The organism is Pseudomonas sp. PME37.24/025 (genome assembly GCF_055556615.1).
Window position 1 is genome coordinate 156,115 of record NZ_JBVHNK010000011.1, and the last position, 20,519, is coordinate 176,633.

At 60.1% G+C, this 20,519-nt stretch carries 18 protein-coding genes; 12 read left to right on the plus strand and 6 right to left on the minus strand.

Translation table 11 applies throughout. From position 1 onward, the window contains the following. Position 1: 1 nt before the first annotated feature. Genes ACZ3HH_RS20630 through ACZ3HH_RS20655 form a run of 6 tightly spaced genes read left to right on the plus strand, consistent with a single transcriptional unit; the run spans position 2 to position 7,101 of the window. A complete protein-coding gene (locus ACZ3HH_RS20630; RefSeq protein WP_465807191.1) occupies positions 2–1,444 on the plus strand; it encodes a mannose-1-phosphate guanylyltransferase/mannose-6-phosphate isomerase in 1,443 nt (480 codons plus the stop codon). Then, on the plus strand, positions 1,445–2,242 hold the full coding sequence (locus ACZ3HH_RS20635) for an ABC transporter permease (RefSeq protein ID WP_465807193.1): 798 nt from the start codon (positions 1,445–1,447) through the stop codon (positions 2,240–2,242). Continuing rightward, positions 2,242–3,495, plus strand: a complete 1,254-nt coding sequence (locus ACZ3HH_RS20640; RefSeq protein WP_465807195.1) for an ABC transporter ATP-binding protein — start codon at positions 2,242–2,244, stop codon at positions 3,493–3,495. Before ACZ3HH_RS20635 ends, ACZ3HH_RS20640 begins: the two co-directional genes overlap by 1 nt. Then, the gene (locus tag ACZ3HH_RS20645) at positions 3,492–4,856 is read left to right on the plus strand and encodes a glycosyltransferase family 4 protein (protein WP_465807197.1); all 1,365 of its coding nucleotides are present in this window, start codon (positions 3,492–3,494) and stop codon (positions 4,854–4,856) included. Before ACZ3HH_RS20640 ends, ACZ3HH_RS20645 begins: the two co-directional genes overlap by 4 nt. Then, positions 4,840–5,970, plus strand: coding sequence for a glycosyltransferase family 4 protein (locus ACZ3HH_RS20650; protein WP_465807199.1), 1,131 nt, complete (start codon positions 4,840–4,842; stop codon positions 5,968–5,970). The genes ACZ3HH_RS20645 and ACZ3HH_RS20650 overlap by 17 nt, the downstream gene beginning before the upstream one ends. Then, positions 5,971–7,101, plus strand: coding sequence for a glycosyltransferase family 4 protein (locus ACZ3HH_RS20655; RefSeq protein ID WP_465807201.1), 1,131 nt, complete (start codon positions 5,971–5,973; stop codon positions 7,099–7,101). A 148-nt stretch (positions 7,102–7,249) separates the two neighbouring features. On the opposite strand, the gene ACZ3HH_RS20660 is transcribed toward ACZ3HH_RS20655, so the two are convergent. The 4 genes from ACZ3HH_RS20660 to ACZ3HH_RS20675 form a co-directional block, all read right to left on the minus strand. Continuing rightward, positions 7,250–7,627 carry a DUF6124 family protein gene (locus tag ACZ3HH_RS20660; RefSeq protein ID WP_465807430.1) on the minus strand — a complete coding sequence of 126 codons (378 nt, stop codon included), beginning with the start codon at positions 7,625–7,627 and terminating at the stop codon, positions 7,250–7,252. 403 nt (positions 7,628–8,030) lie between these two features. Continuing rightward, the gene (locus ACZ3HH_RS20665; RefSeq protein WP_465807203.1) at positions 8,031–10,061 is read right to left on the minus strand and encodes a 2Fe-2S iron-sulfur cluster-binding protein; all 2,031 of its coding nucleotides are present in this window, start codon (positions 10,059–10,061) and stop codon (positions 8,031–8,033) included. A gap of 63 nt (positions 10,062–10,124) precedes the next feature. Then, positions 10,125–10,751: a glutathione S-transferase family protein gene (locus ACZ3HH_RS20670; RefSeq protein WP_465807205.1), complete on the minus strand. Its 627-nt coding sequence runs from the start codon at positions 10,749–10,751 to the stop codon at positions 10,125–10,127. A 127-nt stretch (positions 10,752–10,878) separates the two neighbouring features. After that, on the minus strand, positions 10,879–11,781 hold the full coding sequence (locus ACZ3HH_RS20675) for a LysR family transcriptional regulator (RefSeq protein ID WP_465807207.1): 903 nt from the start codon (positions 11,779–11,781) through the stop codon (positions 10,879–10,881). Between the two features lie 159 nt (positions 11,782–11,940). Between ACZ3HH_RS20675 and ACZ3HH_RS20680 the strand changes: the two genes are divergently transcribed. The 6 genes from ACZ3HH_RS20680 to ACZ3HH_RS20705 are packed head-to-tail and all read left to right on the plus strand — an operon-like array spanning position 11,941 to position 17,678. Next, complete coding sequence (locus ACZ3HH_RS20680) at positions 11,941–12,564, plus strand: CDP-alcohol phosphatidyltransferase family protein (RefSeq protein ID WP_465807208.1); 624 nt, start codon at positions 11,941–11,943, stop codon at positions 12,562–12,564. Positions 12,565–12,602: 38 nt separating this feature from the next. Beyond that, complete coding sequence (locus tag ACZ3HH_RS20685; protein ID WP_465807210.1) at positions 12,603–14,360, plus strand: bifunctional alpha/beta hydrolase/class I SAM-dependent methyltransferase; 1,758 nt, start codon at positions 12,603–12,605, stop codon at positions 14,358–14,360. Then, a complete protein-coding gene (locus ACZ3HH_RS20690; protein WP_465807212.1) occupies positions 14,357–15,667 on the plus strand; it encodes a phosphatase PAP2/dual specificity phosphatase family protein in 1,311 nt (436 codons plus the stop codon). Before ACZ3HH_RS20685 ends, ACZ3HH_RS20690 begins: the two co-directional genes overlap by 4 nt. Further along, on the plus strand, positions 15,657–16,112 hold the full coding sequence (locus tag ACZ3HH_RS20695; RefSeq protein WP_465807214.1) for a hypothetical protein: 456 nt from the start codon (positions 15,657–15,659) through the stop codon (positions 16,110–16,112). The genes ACZ3HH_RS20690 and ACZ3HH_RS20695 overlap by 11 nt, the downstream gene beginning before the upstream one ends. 11 nt (positions 16,113–16,123) lie before the next feature. Further along, positions 16,124–16,744, plus strand: coding sequence for a lysophospholipid acyltransferase family protein (locus ACZ3HH_RS20700; RefSeq protein WP_465807216.1), 621 nt, complete (start codon positions 16,124–16,126; stop codon positions 16,742–16,744). Position 16,745: 1 nt separating this feature from the next. Beyond that, entirely contained in the window at positions 16,746–17,678 is a 933-nt protein-coding gene (locus ACZ3HH_RS20705; protein ID WP_465807218.1) for a phosphatidate cytidylyltransferase, read from the plus strand. Positions 17,679–17,751: 73 nt separating this feature from the next. Here the strand turns inward: ACZ3HH_RS20705 and glmS are convergent, their stop codons facing one another. Continuing rightward, positions 17,752–19,584: a glutamine--fructose-6-phosphate transaminase (isomerizing) gene (gene glmS, locus ACZ3HH_RS20710; RefSeq protein WP_465807220.1), complete on the minus strand. Its 1,833-nt coding sequence runs from the start codon at positions 19,582–19,584 to the stop codon at positions 17,752–17,754. Between the two features lies 1 nt (position 19,585). Then, the gene (locus ACZ3HH_RS20715; RefSeq protein ID WP_123357036.1) at positions 19,586–20,362 is read right to left on the minus strand and encodes a DeoR/GlpR family DNA-binding transcription regulator; all 777 of its coding nucleotides are present in this window, start codon (positions 20,360–20,362) and stop codon (positions 19,586–19,588) included. Positions 20,363–20,519: the final 157 nt, after the last annotated feature.

A 20,519-nucleotide genomic window follows, 5' to 3' on the forward strand; every position in this document is an offset into this window, starting at 1 on the left:
CATGCTGATTCCGGTGATTCTCTCCGGCGGTGCCGGGACCCGTTTGTGGCCGGTGTCCCGCGAAGGCCATCCCAAGCCGTTCATGACCCTGCCCGACGGTCAGTCGCTGCTGAGTAAAACTTATCGGCGTGCGGCCGGTTTGCTCGATGGCTGGGGCGATATCGTCACGGTGACCAACCGCGACTATTACTTCCAGAGCAAGGATCACTATCAGGATGCGCGCCTGGAGCGTCATCGCGGGCATTTTCTGCTCGAGCCGATGGGCCGCAATACAGCCCCGGCCATCGCGGCGGCCGCCCTTTCGCTACAAGCCCTGCACGGCGACGAAGCGATCATGGTGGTGATGCCCGCCGACCATCTGATCCTCAACGAAGACGCGTTGAAAACCGCGGTCGAGCACGCCATCACGCTGGCCAAGGCCGGTCATCTGGTGACCTTCGGTGTCGTGCCGACAGCCCCGGAAACCGGCTTCGGCTACATCGAAACCGGTGCACCGCTGGACGACAAAGGCGCCGCGAAGGTGCAGCGCTTCGTTGAAAAACCCGATTTGCAAACCGCCACGCATTATCTGGAGAGCGGCAATTTCCTGTGGAATTCGGGGATGTTCTGCTTCTCGATCGCCACACTGCTGGCCGAGTTGCACCTTCACGCCCCCGCACTGCTTGAACAGGCTCGGGCCTGCATGGCGGCCAGTGCGCCGGTGGAAACCGGCGGTTGCCTGCAACAGGAACTGTCGCCAACGCACTTCGCCGAAATCACCGACATCTCCATCGACTACGCCTTGATGGAGCGCTCCGACAAAGTGGTCGTGGTGCCAGCCTCTTTCGACTGGAGCGACATCGGTTCCTGGGGCGCCGTGGCGGCGCTGGTGCCGGCCGATGCACAGAACAATCGCGCCAGCGGCGATGCAATCTTCATCGATAGCCACAACAACTTCATCCAGAGCGAAGACCGGTTGGTCGCGGCAGTGGGTGTGGATAACCTGATCATCATCGACACCGCCGACGCGGTGCTGGTGGCCCACGCCGACCGCGCCCAGGATGTGCGCCGGGTAGCCCGGCAGCTCAAGGACGATAAACACGAAGCCTATCGCCTGCATCGCACGGTCAGCCGACCTTGGGGCACTTACACCGTGCTTGAGGAAGGTCCGCGTTTCAAGATCAAACGTATCGTGGTCAAGCCCGGCGCCAAGTTGTCGTTGCAGATGCACCACCACCGCAACGAACACTGGGTGGTGGTCGAAGGCATGGCCAAGGTCACCAACAACGGTTCCGGTTCGCACCTGGTGGCCAAGAACGAGTCGACGTTCATTGCCGCCGGGCACAGGCACCGCCTGGAAAACCCCGGCGTGATCGACCTGGTGATCATCGAAGTGCAAAGCGGTGAATACCTGGGGGAGGACGATATCGTTCGCTTCGAAGACCAATACGGCAGGACGGTTTGAATGCTGCTTTCCCTGTATCGCTCGCTGTGGGGCTATCGAGGTTTCATCCTCGGTAGCGTCAAGCGAGAGTTTCAAGCGCGTTATCGCAATTCGCTGTTCGGTGCCCTGTGGACCGTGCTCAACCCACTGTCGATGATCGTCGTCTACACGGTGATTTTTTCCCACATCATGCGCGCACGCTTGCCGGGTGTGGATGACGGCATGGCCTACAGCATCTACCTCTGCGCCGGGTTGCTGACCTGGGGGCTGTTCTCGGAAATTACCCTGCGCAGCCAGAACATGTTTCTGGAAAACGCCAACCTGTTGAAGAAAATCAGCTTCCCGAGAATCTGCCTGCCGGTGATCGTGCTGTTCAATGCCGGCATCAACTTCGCGATTATCATCGGGCTGTTCCTGGGCTTTCTGCTAATGACCGGACGCCTGCCGGGCATGGCCCTGCTGGCGTTGCTGCCGCTGCTGGCGTTGCAGGTAATGTTCTGCGCCGGGCTGGGAATGATCCTCGGTGTGCTGAACGTGTTCTTTCGCGATGTCGGGCAATTCTTCGGCATCTGCCTGCAATTCTGGTTCTGGCTTACGCCGATCGTGTACCCGATGAGCATCTTGCCCGAGTGGGTCCAGCGGCTGTTGCAACTCAACCCGCTGACGAACCTGATTGGCAGTTACCAGAACCTGTTCCTCTACGGCCAATGGCCGGTCTGGAGTTCGCTGCTGCCGATCTTCGTGATCGGTCTGTTGTTCTGCGTGATCGGGCTGCGACTGTTTCGTCAGCGGGTCGGCGAAATGGTGGATGAACTCTGATGGGACACATACGCGTGACCGGCCTGGGCAAGGCTTACAAGCAATACGCCACGCGCTGGAGCCGACTGGCCGAGTGGCTGATCCCGTTTTCGCCAATCCGTCATCGCCAGCACTGGGTGCTGCAAGACGTGGCATTCGAGATCGCTCCCGGTGAAGCGGTGGGCATCGTCGGGGTCAACGGTGCGGGCAAAAGCACCTTGCTGAAGATGATCACCGGCACTACCCAACCCACCTGTGGGCAGATTCAGCTCGAAGGCCGCGTCGCCGCCCTGCTGGAACTGGGCATGGGTTTTCACCCGGAATTCACCGGCCGCCAAAACGCGGTCATGGCCGGGCAATTACTAGGCATGCAGGTCGAAGAAATCGAAGCCCTGATGCCACAGATCGAACATTTCGCGGAAATCGGCGAAGCCATCGACCACCCGGTGCGCACCTACTCCAGCGGCATGCAGATGCGCTTGGCGTTCAGCGTGGCCACCGCCCGCCGCCCGGACATCCTGATTGTCGACGAAGCGCTGTCGGTGGGCGACGCCTACTTCCAGCACAAGAGCTTCGATCGCATCCGCAGCTTCCGCAAGGCCGGCACCACATTGCTGATCGTGTCCCACGACCGCTCGGCGATTCAGTCTATCTGCGACTCGGCGATCCTCCTGGAAAACGGCCGCATGGCCATGCATGGCAAGCCCGAAGCCGTCATGGACTACTACAACGCCCTGCTCGCCGAGCGCGAAGGCCAGACGGTGCGTCAGGAAATGCTCGCGGACGGCCAGGTGCAAACCGTTTCCGGCACCGGTGAAGCCGGGATCCTCAGCGTGCGCATGCTCGATGAGCGCGAACGCGCCATCGATGCGGCCGAAGTCGGCCAGCCGGTGGTGCTTGAGGTGCAAGTCGAAGTGCGCCAGGACATCGAACGCCTGGTACTGGGTTTCATGATCAAGGATCGCCTGGGCCAGGCCATGTACGGCATCAATACCCATCGTCAGGACCTCGCCCTCACCGATCTGCAGGCCGGCGAGCGGCTGACCTACCGCTTTGCCTTCGTCATGGGCCTGGGCAAGGGCAACTATTCCGTGGCTCTGAGCCTGTCGCGGCTGGACTCGCACCTGGACCGCAATTTCGAGTGGCGCGACTACGGCTTGGTGTTCCACGTGATCAACAACCGACACGAAGACTTCGTCGGCTGCTCGTGGCTGGGGGCGAAAACAACCATCACGCGCGCGGCCGAATCGATTGTCTCGGAGAACACGCCATGACGCGTCTTCTGGTGGAATGCACGTACGTGTTCCAGCACCCCAAGGTCAATTCGGGCATTCAGCGGGTGGTGCGCAACGTCATCAATCAGTTGCCTGAACGCGTCGAGGGTGTTGAGTGCATTCCGGTGGTGATGCTCAAGGGCAAGCTCTACCGGGTTCTGAAGCTGAGCCCTTCGGGCAGCCCTTTTTTCAATGGGCTGATGGAATTCGGTGGGCGTCTGGAGCGTTTGGCCCATCGTTTCTGGCAACTGCACCAGCGCCTCGACAAGCGCTGCACATCGCGATGGACCCGGCGTGCGCTGTATGTGGCCTACCGCCTTACGGCACTGGCGGGGTTCAGCGTACCGTTGCGTGTGATTGACCGGATCAACCAATATCACCTGCCCAAACGTTGCTCGCCGCTGCAGCATCAACCGGGCGATCAACTAGTGTTGCTGGATTCGTCCTGGCACGCCGATTTCTTCCCGTTGGCCGAACAGCTCAAACGCGAAGGCGTGGGCATTGTCTCGGTGATCTACGACCTGATTCCCCTGACCCACCCGCAGTTCTACGACACGCGACTGGTGCAGATCTTCAACGAGTGGTTCGACTGGATCGCCAAAACCGCCGACGGCTACGTGGCGATTTCCGCCACGGTGCGCGATCAGGTGCGCGAGGAATTGCATCGTCGCGTCGGTCCTGCCAAAGCCGACACCTTGTGGTTCGACTATTTCCACCTGGGCTCCGAGCTGGACCTGCGCGAAGAAACCGCCGCCGTCGAAACGCGTTTGACACGGCTGTTCGATACCCCGGAATCGGTGTTCCTGATGGTCAGCACCATCGAGCCGCGCAAGAACCATGACTACTTGCTGGACGCCTTCGAACTCGCCTGGGCCGCAGGTTCCACCGCCCGTCTGTGCATCGCCGGGCACATTGGCTGGAAGTGCGATGCCCTGCTCGCCCGGGTGCGTAATCACCCGCAGCTGAATTCGCGATTGTTCATGTTTAACGACCTGAGCGACACCAGCCTCGAACACGCCTATTCCCACGCCAGTGCGCTGGTGTTTCCGTCCTACGTCGAAGGCTTCGGCCTGCCACTGGTGGAAGCCATGCAGCGTGGCTTGCCGGCCATGGGCAGTGACATCCCGGTTTTCCGTGAAATAGGCGGCGAGTTCATGGCGTACTTCAACCTGGCCGAACCCCAAAGCCTGGCCGATCTGGTTGCTCGATTCGAGAGCAGCGGGCAATTCCCGGCCGCCCGCAACGTGGTGGACTGGCACTGGATCGGCTGGCGTGAAGCCAGTGCGCAACTGGCCGAACGGACCCTGCGCAACCTTGTGGAAACACCCGTGGTAGAGAGGCAACATGCGAATTGCCCTTAATGCACGAATCCTCCAGGCCCCGCGCACCGGCATCGGCCATTACGTTGCCGAACTGGTGAATGCCCTGGCCGGTGAGCCGGATGTTGAATTGTCGTTGTTCCATGGCTGGGGCTGGAGTTCTTCGCTACCCGATGCAGCTATGCCCGGCTACTCGCGACTGACGCCATTGTTGCGGCAGATACCAGGGGCGTATCAGGCTCGACGCTGGCTGACGCAGAAACGCTTTGATCAAGGCCGCGCCAAGGCGATCGACCTTTATCACGAACCCAGTCTGTGGCCATTGTCGTTCGACGGCCCGACGGTCATCACCCTGCATGACCTGACGCACTTGCACTATCCCGAGACGCAACCGCCGGCGCGCCTGCGAGAAATCGAGCGGCGACTGGCCGATGGCGTGCAACAGGCGCAGCTGATTCTCACCGACTCGCAGTACATTGCCGACGAGGCTCAGGCCTGGTTCGCACTGCCGGCCGAGCGTTTTGTGGTCGCACCGCTGGGCGTGGCTGCACGCTTCCACCCCCGCGAACCCGAGGCCATCGATGCGGTACTCAAGGCTCACGGGGTCGAGATGCGGGATTATTTTCTCTGCGTCGGTACCCTGGAACCACGCAAGAACCTGACTCTGGCCCTGCGCGCACACGCCCAACTGCCGGAAGCGCTGCGCCAGCGTTTTCCGTTATTGATCGTCGGCATGGCCGGCTGGCAGCGCGAGCAATTCAGCGATGAGCTGCGCCAGGCATTGGCCAATGGTCATGTGTGTTTGCTCGGCTATCTGCCCGACGAGGAGGTCGCGCAGCTGTTGGCCGGCGCCCGGGCGCTGATTTTCCCGTCGCTCTATGAAGGCTTCGGCCTGCCGGTGCTGGAGGCCATGGCCAGCGGCACGCCGGTGATCCTGACCCGACGTTCGGCCATGCCCGAAGTCGCAGGTGTTGCGGGCAACTATATTGAACCTGACGATCCAGACGGCCTGCGCGATGCCATGCGCCGTCTGATCGACGATCAAAAACAGTGGCAGGCATGCTCGGATGCCGGATTGCAGCAGGCAAGGCTTTTTTCCTGGGAGCGTTGCGCGAAGGTTACGGCCCGCGCCTACCGCCAGGCTATGGGAGGTTGAATGCGAGTTCTTCATTTTTTCAAGACGTACCTGCCTGACTCGGTCGGCGGGATCGAACAAGTGATCTTCCAGTTGTGCGAAAGCGGCGCCCAACATGGCATTCAAGGCCAGGTGCTGACCCTCAGTGCCGATCCGACACCGCCGGTGGTGCAGCTCGGGCAGCACGAAGTCCATCGGGCCAAACTCGACATTCAGTTCGCTTCCACAGGCTTTTCTTACAGCGTCTTCAAGCAATTTCGCGAAATGGCGGCTGAGGCGGACGTGGTCAATTACCACTTCCCGTGGCCATTCATGGACCTGGTGCATTTCTTCAGCGGCATGAACAAGCCCAGCGTAGTGACCTACCACTCGGACATCATTCGCCAGAAGCACCTGCTCAAACTTTACCGGCCACTGATGAACCGCTTCCTCGCCAGCGCCGACCGGATCGTCGCCGCCTCCCCCAACTATCTGCACACCAGTGATGTGTTGCAGCAGTTTCAGGACAAGACTCGAGTCATTCCCTATGGCCTGAACAAGGCCGGTTATCCACAGGCCGATAAGGAACGCATGGACCATTGGCGGCAAACGCTTGGGGATAAGTTTTTCCTGTTTGTGGGCGTGATGCGCTATTACAAAGGCCTGCACATCCTGCTCGACGCCTTGAAAGACGTGGATTACCCGGTGGTGATCGTCGGCGCCGGGCCGCTGGAAGCCGAACTGCACGCCCAAGCCGCGGCGTTGGGTTTGCGCAATATTCACTTTCTTGGGCGTCTGGGGGACGAAGACAAAGTCGCGCTGCTGCAACTGAGTTACGCGATCGTATTTCCGTCGCACCTGCGCTCCGAAGCGTTCGGCATCTCGCTGCTCGAAGGCGCGATGTATGGCAAACCGATGATCTCCAGCGAAATCGGCACCGGCACCAGCTACATCAACATCCACAACGAAACCGGGTTGGTGGTGCCGCCAAGTCATCCACAAGCGTTCCGTGAAGCCATGCGCACGCTGTGGGAGAACCCGACGCTTGCAGCCGAAATGGGCGTGAAGGCAGAAGCCCGTTATTGGCAGTTGTTCACGGCGGAAGAAATGGGTCGCAAGTGGACGCAGTTATACGAAGAACTGCTGGAAGAAAAATCCCTGTCCTACGCCTAACTCTGCGGGGGACTTTTGTGGCGAGCGAGCTTGCTCGCGCTGGGCTGCGTAGCGGCCCCAAGATTCTGGCAACTATTGCCGAATTTGTGAGTGCTGCGCACTCAACGGGAGCAAGCTCCCTCGCCACAAAAGCCACCCTCCCATTGAATCAGCTGTGTGGCGCAGGTTTTGGTACGCCCACGTTATCCAGCATCCGGTTCACCGCCAGTTCTGCCAGCATGACGATCTGTTGAATCGCCATCGCTGTGTGCCGGTGCGGCCCTTCCAGATATCCCGCAAAATCACTCGCCATCACACTGGCCTGGGCCAACGATTCACAGGTGTGGGCCAACAGGTCTTCGTCTTTGATATCCGGCGCAATCATATACATCGTGCTCGGTTTGCGGGCCACGGGGGATTTGAGGGCGGAGGGGTTGAGGTAGTGATTGAGTGCGCGGTCAGCGGCTTCGTTGAATTTTTTTGAATTGGGGGATTCGTAAGGGGAAGTGCTGTCCGCTTCGGGCGGATTTGGTGTCGGCTTAAACATGGCAAAGATCCTTAAAAGAGATGGAGCTGCCATTTTTCGTTTTCCAGACGAAAGGGGTGGCAGCTGTACGCGGACTGGAAAAACCGGTAAAGGATCAACCCCGGCAGACCCGAAGGTCTCCCACGCACAGCCGCCATAACTGCAGAGCTGAAAAAGCGCCGCATTATGTCATCTGCTGTGATCCTATACTTCGGGTTTTCCAGACCCGATCGCTGAATTGCCAGCGACCCCCAAAGCCTATCCACCCCATTTCCGATCGACAACCGTCAAAACTTGTCGGAAACATTCCCCCAAAATCATCGTCTGTAGGACTGCCTGAAGATCAAAAGATCGCAGCCTTCGGCAGCTCCTACGTGGGGTTTGTTTACACCCTGTAGGAGCTGCCTAAGGCTGCGATCTTTTTCTAAAGGTCGAGCACCAAAGGCCCTGAACCCTGCGCCGGCACCGCACAACAAATCAGCACATCTCCAGCGTCAGGAACCTCCGCAGGGGGCTGTGGATAATTCACCTCTCCGCTGATCAGGCGGGTTTTGCAGGTCCCGCACGAACCGCCACGGCAGCTGAATTCCGGACGCAGGCCACGGCTTTCCGCCAACTCCAGCAAACTGCCGCCGTCCGGCTGCCAACGCGCCTCTTTGGCCGAGCGCTGGAACACCACTGGCACCGAAACGGTGGCGGCCGGTGGTTGCTCGATGACCACGGCATCCGGGTCCGGCTTGCGACGCAGCGTCGACGGGCCAAAGGTTTCGGCATGAATCCTTGAGTCGCGGATGTCCAGATCCCGCAGATTGTCGTACAGCCCCTGGGTAAAACTTCCCGGGCCGCAGAGGACGAAATCCACTTGGTCGTAGTCTTCCACCTCGAGAATCGTCTTGAGCAAGTCGGCGTCTATGCGCCCTGTCAGGTCGTAATCTTCACCCTCGCGGGCGTCGGATTCCGGCTGGCTGAGCAAACGCAGCACGCGCACCACGTCACCGAGGCCGTCGAGCAAGCGATCCAGCTCAGGACGAAACGGCTGATCAGCCAAGGTTCGCGAACTCTGAAAAAACCACGTAGGACGGATGCGCCGCGTGCGTAGGCCTTGATAAACCACCTCACGCACCATCGACAGCAACGGCGTGATGCCGACGCCAGCGGCCAAGAGCACCAGTGGCCGACGCTCATTGGGTGCCACAGTGAAATGTCCCTGAGGCGCACGGGCTTCCAGCACATCGCCGATACGGATCTGCTCATGCAGGTGCGAGGACACAAGACCTTCACGCTTCACGCTGATGCGAAAAAAGTCATCGGACGGCGCGCTCGACAGGCTGTACGTGCGGATATGCACATCGCCTGCAAGGTTGAACCGCAATGGCAAATGTTGCCCCGCCTGAAACAGCGGCAACCCGAAGCCATCGGCAGGCTCCAGATAGATCGAACGGATGTTGTGGCTCTCCTGTTCGATGCGCGTCACTCGCAGTGGCCGCCAGCGATCCCCCAGGGCCTGGGCTTGCAGGCGTGCGTTCGCCTGCGCCCAGGTGCCGGTCAGCAAACTGGTGGGTGACGCGCCGTCAAAGCGCCAGCGCAAGGCTAGCGCCGCGGGCCGACGCACCACCCGCTCCACCTCGAATGTCCACAGCCGCTCGGCCCCTTGAAAGGCTTCGACCTGAGGGCCTTCGAGGATGACTTGTGTGCGACCGCTGAGGTGCAGCAGGTCGCCGGAATCGAAATCGATGAACAGCAAACCGGCTCGAGGATTGGTCAGCAGGTTGCCCAAGGTATTGAAGAACAGATTGCCGGCGAAGTCCGGGATGGTCAGACGATTGCCCTCTACCTGGACGAAACCAGCCTGGCCACCTCGATGAGAAACATCCACCGAGCGTTGGCCATCGACGTCCACATAGCTGGCGACAAAGAAGGTATCGGCGCCGGCGATCATGGCTTGGGCCGCGTCATCCAGCTCTTTAAAGTGCTGCGCGATGCGAGTCGACGGATCCGCCAAGGGCACCGAGCGAAATTGCCGCAATTGTATGTATTGCGGGCAATTGCCGAAGGATTGCTCCACCTTCACCTCGAAGCCGCTCGCCGTTACAGCGCCGACTCGACCATTGAGACGGTTGCGACGTCGGGTGTGCAGTTCGATACCGAGCAGCCCGATCGCCGTCCCGTCTTGCAGCTGTGCAGGGTCGTCGTTGCCAGGCAGGCTGTGGAACTGCAACAGCGCTGGCTCTGGGGCGTGAGCAAAACCCGGCGCCCCTTCAAGAATGCTGGCCCAAGGGTTGCCGTCAGCATCCACCGCGCCGTACAGCATGAACGGCAGTTGCTGATAGAACATGCGGTGCTGATCCGGCATCTCGCTGCGAATCACCTTACGACCTAATACGTCCATTCGCTCGGCAACACCCACGTGAGCCTGCAACTGTTTCTCGCCTGCGTGCCACGGTGAACGTTCCATAACGGCTTCTCCTCTGCGCTCAACGCGCAACAAGAACGGCCCAACTAAGTCGGGCCGTGAGCATCAGGCAGTTTGTTGCAAACCGGCAACAGTGCGCGGCATGCCGACAAACCCTGGCAAAGCTTCGATGCGTGCCAACCAGGCCCGGATGTTGGCGTAGTCGTCCAGCGACACATTGCCTTCCGGTGCATGGGCGATGTAGCTGTAGGCCGCAACATCGGCAATGGTTGGCTCACTACCGGCCAAATAAGCAGTAGTGGCCAGTTCCTGATCGATCACCTTGAGCAACGCGTGAGAATTAGCGATCACCTCTTCAGCGTTGTAAGGCGCACCAAACACAGTGATCAGCCTTGCTCGGGCGGGGCCAGCGGCAATCGGCCCGGCGGCGACCGACAACCAGCGCTGAACCTTGGCCGCACCGACCGGATCGGTTGGCAGCCAGTGGCCGTTGCCATATTTCAGCGCAAGGTAGACCAGGATCGCGTTGGAATCGGCCAGCACCACGCCTTGATCATCAATCACCGGCACCTGACCAAACGGGTTGAGCGCCAGGAAGTCCGGTTGCTTGTGGGCGCCCTTGGCCAAATCGACGAAGATCAGCTCGGTCGGCAGTTGCAACAGCGACAGCATCAGTTCCACACGGTGAGCATGGCCAGAACGTGGGAAATTGTAGAGTTTGATGGCTTGCATGGTCGACTCCGCTGGGTGGTGGCGCCATTCAGGAAAGATCAGCGCCGATAGGGGGCTATCTTCCATCCGCAACCAAAACAACAGAATAACCAGCAAACGCAATCCATTATTTCAGCCAGTGCAATAACTAACCATGCAAGGCCGGGTGTTCGCGCAGTACGTCCACCGCGAAGTCCACAAAACTACGGACCCGCACCGGGGCCTTGCGCCCACCCTGGTAGACCACATGAATGGGCAATGGCGGCAGTTCGAAGTCGGCCAGAACGATTTCCAGCTCACCGGCAGCGACCTTGCTCGCCACTTGATACGACAGGACCCGGGTCAGTCCCAGTCCCATGGCGGCAGCAGTAATAGCCGCCTGATTGGCGGTGACCACCAGACGCGGTTCCGGACGAACGCTGATCGGCTCTCCCCCGTCAAGGAACGGCCAACTTCTGTGCTGCCCAATGGACGAGGTGGCGATGATCGGGGCGACGCTCAAATCTGCAGGATGGCGAGGCCGACCATGCTCGGTCAGGAATCCAGGGGACGCGCAGATAACCCGCCGCACTTCGCCCACGCGAATTGCATGTTGATTGCTGTCAGGCAACTCACCTATGCGCACAGCCACATCGATGCCCTCCTCGACCATGCTCACCACCCGGTCGACCAATAGAGCGTTGATGCTGACTTCAGGGAATTGAGACAAGTAACCGACCATGACCGGCGTAACGAACAAATCACCGAACAACACCGGCGCCGTGATCGTCAGTTGCCCACGGGGTTGGGCATGGCTCCCGGCTGCCGAATCCTCGGCTTCCTGCACCTCGGTGAGAATTCTCCGACAATCTTCCAGATAGCGTTGACCCGCCTCGCTCAAATGCACACTGCGGGTGGTACGCGTCAGCAATTGGGTGCCGATGCGTTTTTCCAGCGCCGCCACCGCGCGGGTGACACTGGCCGCCGACATCCCCAAACGCCGCGCCGCCGCCGAGAAGCCTTGCTCCTGAGCGACTGCGGCGAAGACCTGCATTTCCTGGAAGCGGTCCATGGATTAACTCCTGAGCACTGAAAAATGCGAGGCCGACAGTTCCCGATTGGACCTGGATATCGCTGGAAGAGGATGAGCCGTGCAGTTTTACTGGCATTCTGATTATTGTGACGTATAACCCTGAACGTTCACGCTTTCAATTGCTGAGACCGTATCCAGATGCCCTCCATCTACCAACTTAAACCCGCCTTCCAGAATCTGTTGCGACCGCTGGTTCAGCGATTGTTCGATAATGGCACCACCGCCAATCAAATCACCGTGCTGGCCGGCATCATTTCGGTCGTGACGGGCGTCGGGATTGCCTGTTTCGCCAATCACCTATGGGTATTTCTGCTGATTCCCGTGTGGATGATCCTGCGGATGGCGCTGAACGCTATCGACGGCATGCTGGCCCGGGAATTCGGCCAGCAGTCACGCCTCGGCGCCTACCTGAATGAACTGTGCGATATCGTTGCCGACAGCGCGCTGATCCTGCCTTTTGCCCTGATTCCCGACGTGAGTGTGTTGATTGTGCTGTTGGTCACGCTGCTGGCATTGTTCAGCGAGTACAGTGGCGTCCTCGGGCCGATGGTCGGCGCGTCGCGGCGTTATGACGGTCCGATGGGCAAGAGCGATCGCGCGTTTGTACTGGGCGTGTTGGCCACCGGCATTGCCATCGGCTGGATCAACGCGTTGTGGATTAACGTTGTGTTTGCGGTGGTCGCCGTCCTGCTGGCTTACACCTTGGTCAACCGGGTCCGTCTGGGCCTGAAAGAAGTGCAGGAAAACGCTCCCTCGGCATAAGCCTCAGCGTAAGGCCCCCCAAGCATAAGGAAAGTGCAATGCGTGAAACTCAGAATCAGACCTTCACTACCCACGACGGCGTCGAGCTGTTCTACCGCCATTGGCCGGCCACAGCGGGTAATCCTGGCGAACCGCGCAAGGCAGTGCTGCTGTTTCATCGCGGCCATGAACACTCGGGGCGCATCGCCCACCTGGTGGATGAACTGGACCTGCCAGCGTTCGACTTCTTTGCCTGGGACGCGCGCGGCCATGGTCAGTCGCCGGGCGCTCGCGGCGACAGCCCAAGCTTCGCCACCAGCGTGCGTGACGTGCAGACCTTTTGCGATCACCTGAACGCGACCCACCAGATCGACGAAGAGAACATGGCCGTGATCGCCCAGAGCGTCGGCGCGGTGATTGCCTCGACGTGGGTCCACGACTATGCACCGCGCATCCGCTCGCTGGTGCTCGCGTCGCCCGCATTCAAGGTCAAGCTCTACGTACCTTTCGCCCGTCCGGGCCTGGCGCTGATGCGCAAGTTTCGCGGCAACTTTTTCGTCAACAGCTACGTCAAGGCCAAGTTCCTCAGCCACGACCCGGAACGCGTCGCCTCCTACGACAGCGATCCGCTGATCACCAAGGCGATTTCGGTGAATGTGCTGCTCGGCTTGTATGAAGCCGCCGACCGTGTGGTGGCCGATGCGCAGGCGATTCAAGTGCCGACTCAGTTGCTGATTTCCGGCTCGGATTTTGTGGTCCACCGCAAACCCCAGGAACAGTTTTTCGAACGCCTGGGCAGCCTGAAAAAGGAAAAACACATTCTCCCGGGCTTCTTCCACGACACGCTTGGGGAACGTGATCGCGCCGTGGCCGTAGCCAGTGCCAAACGCTTTATCCTGCAAAACTTTGAGTACCCGCTGGACCGGGCCTCGTTGCTTGATGCCGACAAGATCGGCCTGACCTGCGCTGAGTCCGAATCACTCGCCGCCCCGCTGCCGCACAACTCGTTGCGTGACCTGTACTGGCGCATGACCCGCGCCAGCATGCGCCTGGGCAGCCGGCTGTCTGACGGGGTGAAGCTGGGCTTCGACACCGGTTTCGACTCCGGCAGCACCCTGGACTACGTTTACCGCAACCAGCCCACCGGCAAGGGCGGACCCGGGCGGATGATTGATCAGAACTACCTGAATTCCATCGGCTGGCGCGGCATTCGCCAGCGCAAACTCAACGTCGAAGAGTTGCTGCGCCTGACCATGGCCAAACTGCGCGAAGAAGGCCGACCGGTGCGCATCGTCGACATCGCCGCCGGTCACGGCCGCTACATTCTCGAAGCCTTGCAAGGCGTCACCCCGTTACCGGAATCGATATTGTTGCGCGATTACAGCGACATCAATGTACGTGACGGTGGTGCGCTGATTCGCGATAAAGGCCTTGGAGACATCGCGCAGTTCGTGAAAGGCGACGCGTTCGACCGCGCCGACCTGGCGGCACTGGACCCAAAGCCGACACTGGCGGTGGTGTCCGGTTTGTATGAACTGTTTGCCGACAATGCACTGGTCGGCGGCTCTCTGGCGGGCCTGGCCGAGGCCGTGGAGCCCGGTGGCTATCTGGTCTATACCGGTCAGCCCTGGCACCCGCAGCTGGAGCTGATCGCCCGCGCCCTCACCAGTCACCGTCAAGGCCAGGCTTGGGTGATGCGTCGGCGCAGCCAGGCGGAAATGGATCAACTGGTGGAAGCAGCGGGTTTTCGAAAAATCACCCAGCGAGTGGATGAATGGGGGATCTTCACCGTGTCCCTCGCGCAACGGGTGCAATGATGGGGGCTGCCCCGAGAGAGCCGGGTTTGCTGAAACCCGCGGTGCTCTGGTTGCTGGTGCTGGCGCCGCTGTTTTTCGCCAGCTACGGCTTTGCCACGTGGGTCACGGCCCAGCGCAGCGATGTCGACACCTTCGTTTTCGATTGGGAAACCGCCATGCCCTTCTGGGCCTGGACCATCGTCCCCTACTGGACGATTGATCTGTTGTACGGTTTTTCGCTGCTGCTGCCCGATAGTCGCCACGAACTCAAGCGCCACGCCTTGCGCCTGCTGAGTGCTCAAGTGATCTCCGTCAGTTGTTTCCTGTTATGGCCGCTGCGCTTCACCTTCGAACGGCCTGAACTGGATGGAGTGTTCGGCTGGCTGTTCGCAGTGCTGGCCGGGTTCGACAAGCCGTTCAATCAGGCGCCGTCGCTGCACATCGCCCTGCTGGTGATTTTATGGGTCATGTACCAACGGCATTCTCGAGGGCCATTGCGCTGGCTGGTGCACGGCTGGTTCGCATTGATCGGAATTTCGGTGCTGACCACTTATCAACATCACTTTATCGACTTACCCACAGGCGCCCTCGCCGGCTGGCTGTGCGTGTGGTTGTGGCCACTGGATCGGCCCAGCCCCTTGAGTAGCCTGCGGTTGGCCAAGGATCCGAAACGCTGGCGCCTGGCCCTGCGTTATGGCATCGGTGCGGCGATATTCGCCATTCCAGCCTTTGGCCTGGGCGGCGGATGGCTGTGGCTGATCTGGCCCGCCGTGGCGTTGCTGTTGGTGGCGCTCAACTACATGCTGCTGGACGCCGCCGGGTTTCAGAAACGCGCCGACGGCCGCCTTAGCCCGGCCGCCCGTTGGTTGTTTGCGCCTTACGTGGCAGCGGCGTGGATCAATTCACGGATTTGGACCCGCAAGCATCCGCAGCCCAATGAGGTTGTGGATAACGTTTGGCTCGGCAGGCTTCCCGACGCTGATCAGTTGGCGCCGTTCAAGGCTGTGGTTGATCTATGCGCTGAGCTGCCGCTCAACCCGAGAGGCCGTGCCTATCAAAGCGTTCCGGTACTCGACCTGACCGCGCCCAGCGCTGAGCAATGCCTCGCCGCCGCTCAGGCCATTGAGCACCTGCGCCAGCAAGGTCCACTGCTGGTTTGCTGCGCTTTGGGCTATTCGCGCAGCGCCACCGCTATCGCGGCCTGGTTGCTGCACAGCGGTCGAGCGGCCACTGTCGATGCCGCCGTGGCGATGATCCAGGCCGCCCGCCCGCAAGTGGTGCTGCATCCGGCCCATCGCCAAGCCCTGGAGAGCGCCTATGCCAGTTGATATGGAACTCCACGTGGTCGCCAGCCTGCTGCGCCGGGGCCGCACCCTCGATCAGTTATCCACAGGGCTGACCTTGCTGGGTGTGTTGTTCGGCCTGCTGCAACTGCTGCTGATCACCCCGACTGCGCCGTTCTTGATCCTCAGCGCCTGGCTGATCATCCTCGGGCTATGGCAAAAATACTGGGCGCTGCGGGTGGCCTTCGACGCTGACCTGTTTACCCTGCTGGCCCGCGACACTGACGCTTTGTCAGACCGCACTCAAGCCCTCGATCAGGCCCTGCAAAACCTCGGCCTGCAACCGGCCAACCGTGCCGGCCGGCCCTGGACCGAACGTCAGCGCGGGGGGCTTAAACTGCTGCGCAAGCAGGCTGTCCTGCTGGCCACCCAAGTGCTGCCACCCTTGGCTGTCATTCTGGCCAGCCCTTGGCTACCCTTCGCTGGATAAGGAAATCGTTAATGTTCGAACCTGTGGTCGCCACCCTCATCACCTCCATGGCCCGAACCGTTACTGGCGCCCGCAGCCTGTGGATGGGTTGCGCGCCGGAACCCGTGCAGCGCATTTATTTTGCCAACCACAGCAGCCACGGCGACTTCGTGCTGCTCTGGGCCTCGCTCCCTTCCGCCCTGCGCAAACTTACGCGACCGGTGGCCGGCAGCGATTACTGGAACAAGAGCGCCTTACGCCGTTACATCATCAGCCGGGTGTTCAACGGCGTGCTGATCGACCGCGAGCGCAAGGACCCTGTGGATAACCCGTTGCAGCCCATGCTCGACGCTTTGGAGAAAGGTGATTCGTTGATCATCTTTCCCGAAGGCACGCGCAATCTGGAAGAGGGTTTGCTGCCGTTCAAAAGCGGCCTGTACCACTTGGCAAAACGTTACCCACAGGCCCAGGTGATTCCGGTGTGGATCGCCAACCTCAACCGGGTCATGCCCAAGGGCCGAGTGCTGCCACTGCCGCTGCTGTGTACCACCAGTTTCGGCGCGCCCCTGCAACTGACTGAAGACGAGAGTAAGGAGCAGTTCCTTTCACGCAGCCGAGACGCACTGCTGGCCCTCGCCCCGGAGCACTTCTGACATGGATAGACAAACCCTGATGCTGTTCGGCGGGATCGGCATGATCCTGGTACTGGCCTCACTGATTGGCCTGATCCTCAAACTGCGCACCCGCGGTACGCACAATGCAGTCATCGAAAACCTCAACGCCCGCATCAATGCCTGGTGGGTGATGGTGATGGTGATCGGCGTCGCTTTCTGGCTGGGCACCGGCGCGGTGATCCTGTTGTTTTACGCGGTATCGTTCTATGCGCTACGCGAATTCCTCACCCTCATGCCCACCCGACGCAGCGACTACCCGGCGCTGGTGGCAGCGTTTTACCTGGCATTGCCTCTGCAATATCTACTGATCTATTACGATTGGTACGGACTGTTCTCGATCTTTATTCCGGTGTACGTGTTTTTGCTGCTGCCGATCCTTGCGTCTCTCGGCGGCGACAGCACGCACTTCCTCGAGCGCGCGTCGAAGGTGCAATGGGGCTTGATGATCGCGGTGTTCTGCGTGTCGTTCGTGCCCGCCCTGCTGACCCTGGACATCGTCGGTTATGAAGGCCGCAACCTGCTGCTGATCGCGTATCTGGTGATCGTGGTGCAGCTGTCGGACGTGCTGCAGTACGTATGCGGCAAGTTGTTCGGCAAACACAAAATCGCGCCCAATCTGTCACCGTCGAAAACCGTCGAAGGCTTTGTCGGCGGCGTTTTACTGTCCTCGCTGATTGGCGCGGCCTTGTGGTGGACCACACCGTTCAACCCGTGGCAGTCGTTCCTGATTGCACTGCTGATCAACCTGCTGGGGTTTGCCGGCGGCATCGTGATGTCGGCAATCAAGCGTGATCGCGGCGTGAAGGATTGGGGGCACATGATCGAAGGCCACGGCGGGATGCTGGATCGCCTGGATTCGGTGTGTTTTGCGGCGCCGATCTTCTTTCATCTGGTGCGGTATTGGTGGACTTGAAATAGCTGACTTTTCTCAAAAAAAAAACCGCAGCCAAAACTGCGGTCTTTTCAATTCATTGCTTGTGGATAACTTATTCCACAGTCACCGACTTCGCCAAGTTACGCGGCTGATCAACGTCAGTACCTTTCAACACAGCCACGTAGTAGGAAAGCAGCTGCAACGGAATGGTGTAGAGGATCGGCGACAAGATGTCGTGGATGTGCGGCATCTGGACGACATGAGTGCCTTCGCCATTGGTCATGCCGGCCTGCTCGTCGGCGAAGACGATCAGCTCACCGCCACGGGCGCGGACTTCCTGAAGGTTGGACTTCAGCTTCTCCAGCAACTCGTTGTTCGGCGCCACGGTGACCACGGGCATGTCGTTATCCACAAGCGCCAACGGGCCATGTTTCAGTTCGCCCGCCGGATAGGCTTCCGCGTGGATATAGGAGATTTCCTTGAGCTTGAGAGCCCCTTCCATCGCCACCGGGAATTGCGCGCCGCGACCGAGGAACAGCGTGTGGTTCTTCTCGGCGAACAGCTCGGCGATTTTTTCCACGGTGCTGTCCATGGCCAGGGCTTCGCCCAAACGAGTCGGCAGGCGACGCAGTTCTTCGACCAGTGTGGCTTCGACACCTTCGGCCAACGTACCGCGAACCTGCCCCAGGGACAGGGTCAGCAATAGCAGGCCAACCAGTTGAGTGGTGAAGGCTTTGGTTGAGGCCACGCCGATTTCGCGACCGGCCTGGGTCAGCAACGTCAGGTCCGACTCACGCACCAGCGAGCTGATGCCGACGTTGCAGATTGCCAGGCTGGCGAGGAAACCGAGCTCCTTGGCATTGCGTAGCGCGGCCAAAGTGTCGGCGGTTTCACCTGACTGGGAGATGCTCACGAACAGGGTGTCCGGCTGCACCACTACCTTGCGATAGCGGAATTCGCTGGCGACTTCGACCTGACACGGGATGCCCGCCAGTTCTTCGAGCCAGTAACGAGCAACCATGCCGGCGTGATAGCTGGTGCCGCAGGCGACGATCTGTACATTGCGCACCTTGGCGAACAGCTCGGCAGCGCCCGGGCCGAACGCCTCGACCAGCACCTGGTGCTGACTCAGGCGACCTTCAAGGGTGCGCTGCACTACGGCCGGTTGCTCATGAATTTCCTTGAGCATGTAATGGCGGAATTCGCCCTTGTCAGCCGCTTCGGCACCGTCGCGGTACTGAACGCTTTCACGCTGGACGAGCGCGCCATTGATGTCCCAGATCTGCACGCTGTCGCGGCGAATTTCGGCGATATCGCCTTCTTCCAGGTACATGAAACGGTCGGTCACCTGACGTAGCGCCAATTGGTCCGACGCCAGGAAGTTCTCCCCCATACCCAGACCGATCACCAGTGGGCTGCCACTGCGAGCCGCCACCAGACGATCCGGTTGCTGAGCACTGATCACCGCCAGACCGTAAGCGCCGTGCAATTCTTTCACGGTCGCTTTCAGGGCCGCCGTCAGGTCGGGTTGCAGCTTGAGTTTCTCGTGCAGCAAATGCGCGATGACTTCAGTGTCGGTGTCCGACGTGAACACGTGGCCCAGAGCCTTGAGTTGCTCGCGCAGGGCTTCATGGTTCTCGATGATGCCGTTGTGCACCACCGCCAGATCGCCGGAAAAATGCGGGTGAGCATTGCGTTCACACGGCGCGCCGTGGGTCGCCCAACGGGTATGGGCAATGCCCAGGCGGCCGACCAGAGGCTCTTCGATCAGCGCCTGTTCCAGTTCGCTGACCTTGCCCGGACGACGCGTACGCAAGAGTTTTCCATCGTTGGTGTACACCGCCACACCGGCGCTGTCATAGCCACGGTATTCCAGGCGCTTGAGGCCTTCGAGCAGGATGGCGGTAATGTTACGTTCTGCGACTGCACCGACAATTCCACACATGCTATTTCTCCTGACTGACGGCGGCGCAGATCAAATTAATGCCGCGGGCCTGAATCTGATCGCGTGCCTCCAGTGGCAGGCGATCATCGGTAATGAGGGTATGGACACTGCTCCATGGCAGCTCCAGATTGGGAATTTTGCGGCCGATCTTGTCGGCCTCGACCATCACGATCACTTCACGGGCAACCTCGGCCATGACACGGCTCAGGCCCAGCAACTCATTGAAGGTCGTGGTCCCGCGCACCAGATCGATGCCATCGGCACCGATAAATAGCTGATCAAAGTCATATGAGCGTAGTACTTGCTCGGCCACCTGACCCTGGAAGGACTCGGAATGCGGGTCCCAGGTCCCCCCGGTCATCAACAGCACTGGCTCATGCTCGAGTTCGCTCAAAGCGTTAGCGACATGCAGGGAATTGGTCATCACCACCAGGCCCGGTTGTTGGCCGAGTTCGGGGATCATCGCGGCGGTGGTGCTGCCGCTGTCGATGATGATTCGCGCATGCTCGCGGATCCGCGTGACAGCGGCGCGGGCAATGGCCTGCTTGTATTTGGAAACGGGTTGGCCGAGGTCGGCAACCAACTCCTGAGGCATGGTGACCGCTCCGCCATAACGACGCAGCAATAGACCGTTGCTTTCAAGCGCCGCCAAGTCCTTGCGAATCGTAACTTCCGAGGTTTCGAAGCGCTTGGCCAATTCATCCACACTGACTTCGCCCTGCTCATTGAGCAAGGCGAGGATGTTGTGGCGGCGTTGGGGTGTGTTGCGCTTTGACATGACTTGGTAAGTTTCGATTCGAAAGATAACGTAAGCAATCAAAACCTATTAGCGAAACTTCGTCAAGTCGGCGTCAGAAAAAAAGATGTGTGGATAACCCATAAAAAAGATCACAGCCTTCGGCAGCTCCTACAGGATGAACACGAATTCCCTGTAG

Coding starts and splice junctions, on each gene's coding strand:
- ACZ3HH_RS20630 (WP_465807191.1), top strand. CDS start 2: ATGCTGATTCCGGTGATTCTCTCCGGCGGTGCCGGGACCCGTTTGTGG.
- ACZ3HH_RS20635 (WP_465807193.1), top strand. CDS start 1,445: ATGCTGCTTTCCCTGTATCGCTCGCTGTGGGGCTATCGAGGTTTCATC.
- ACZ3HH_RS20640 (WP_465807195.1), top strand. CDS start 2,242: ATGGGACACATACGCGTGACCGGCCTGGGCAAGGCTTACAAGCAATAC.
- ACZ3HH_RS20645 (WP_465807197.1), top strand. CDS start 3,492: ATGACGCGTCTTCTGGTGGAATGCACGTACGTGTTCCAGCACCCCAAG.
- ACZ3HH_RS20650 (WP_465807199.1), top strand. CDS start 4,840: ATGCGAATTGCCCTTAATGCACGAATCCTCCAGGCCCCGCGCACCGGC.
- ACZ3HH_RS20655 (WP_465807201.1), top strand. CDS start 5,971: ATGCGAGTTCTTCATTTTTTCAAGACGTACCTGCCTGACTCGGTCGGC.
- ACZ3HH_RS20660 (WP_465807430.1), bottom strand. CDS start 7,627: ATGTTTAAGCCGACACCAAATCCGCCCGAAGCGGACAGCACTTCCCCT.
- ACZ3HH_RS20665 (WP_465807203.1), bottom strand. CDS start 10,061: ATGGAACGTTCACCGTGGCACGCAGGCGAGAAACAGTTGCAGGCTCAC.
- ACZ3HH_RS20670 (WP_465807205.1), bottom strand. CDS start 10,751: ATGCAAGCCATCAAACTCTACAATTTCCCACGTTCTGGCCATGCTCAC.
- ACZ3HH_RS20675 (WP_465807207.1), bottom strand. CDS start 11,781: ATGGACCGCTTCCAGGAAATGCAGGTCTTCGCCGCAGTCGCTCAGGAG.
- ACZ3HH_RS20680 (WP_465807208.1), top strand. CDS start 11,941: ATGCCCTCCATCTACCAACTTAAACCCGCCTTCCAGAATCTGTTGCGA.
- ACZ3HH_RS20685 (WP_465807210.1), top strand. CDS start 12,603: ATGCGTGAAACTCAGAATCAGACCTTCACTACCCACGACGGCGTCGAG.
- ACZ3HH_RS20690 (WP_465807212.1), top strand. CDS start 14,357: ATGATGGGGGCTGCCCCGAGAGAGCCGGGTTTGCTGAAACCCGCGGTG.
- ACZ3HH_RS20695 (WP_465807214.1), top strand. CDS start 15,657: ATGCCAGTTGATATGGAACTCCACGTGGTCGCCAGCCTGCTGCGCCGG.
- ACZ3HH_RS20700 (WP_465807216.1), top strand. CDS start 16,124: ATGTTCGAACCTGTGGTCGCCACCCTCATCACCTCCATGGCCCGAACC.
- ACZ3HH_RS20705 (WP_465807218.1), top strand. CDS start 16,746: ATGGATAGACAAACCCTGATGCTGTTCGGCGGGATCGGCATGATCCTG.
- glmS (WP_465807220.1), bottom strand. CDS start 19,584: ATGTGTGGAATTGTCGGTGCAGTCGCAGAACGTAACATTACCGCCATC.
- ACZ3HH_RS20715 (WP_123357036.1), bottom strand. CDS start 20,362: ATGTCAAAGCGCAACACACCCCAACGCCGCCACAACATCCTCGCCTTG.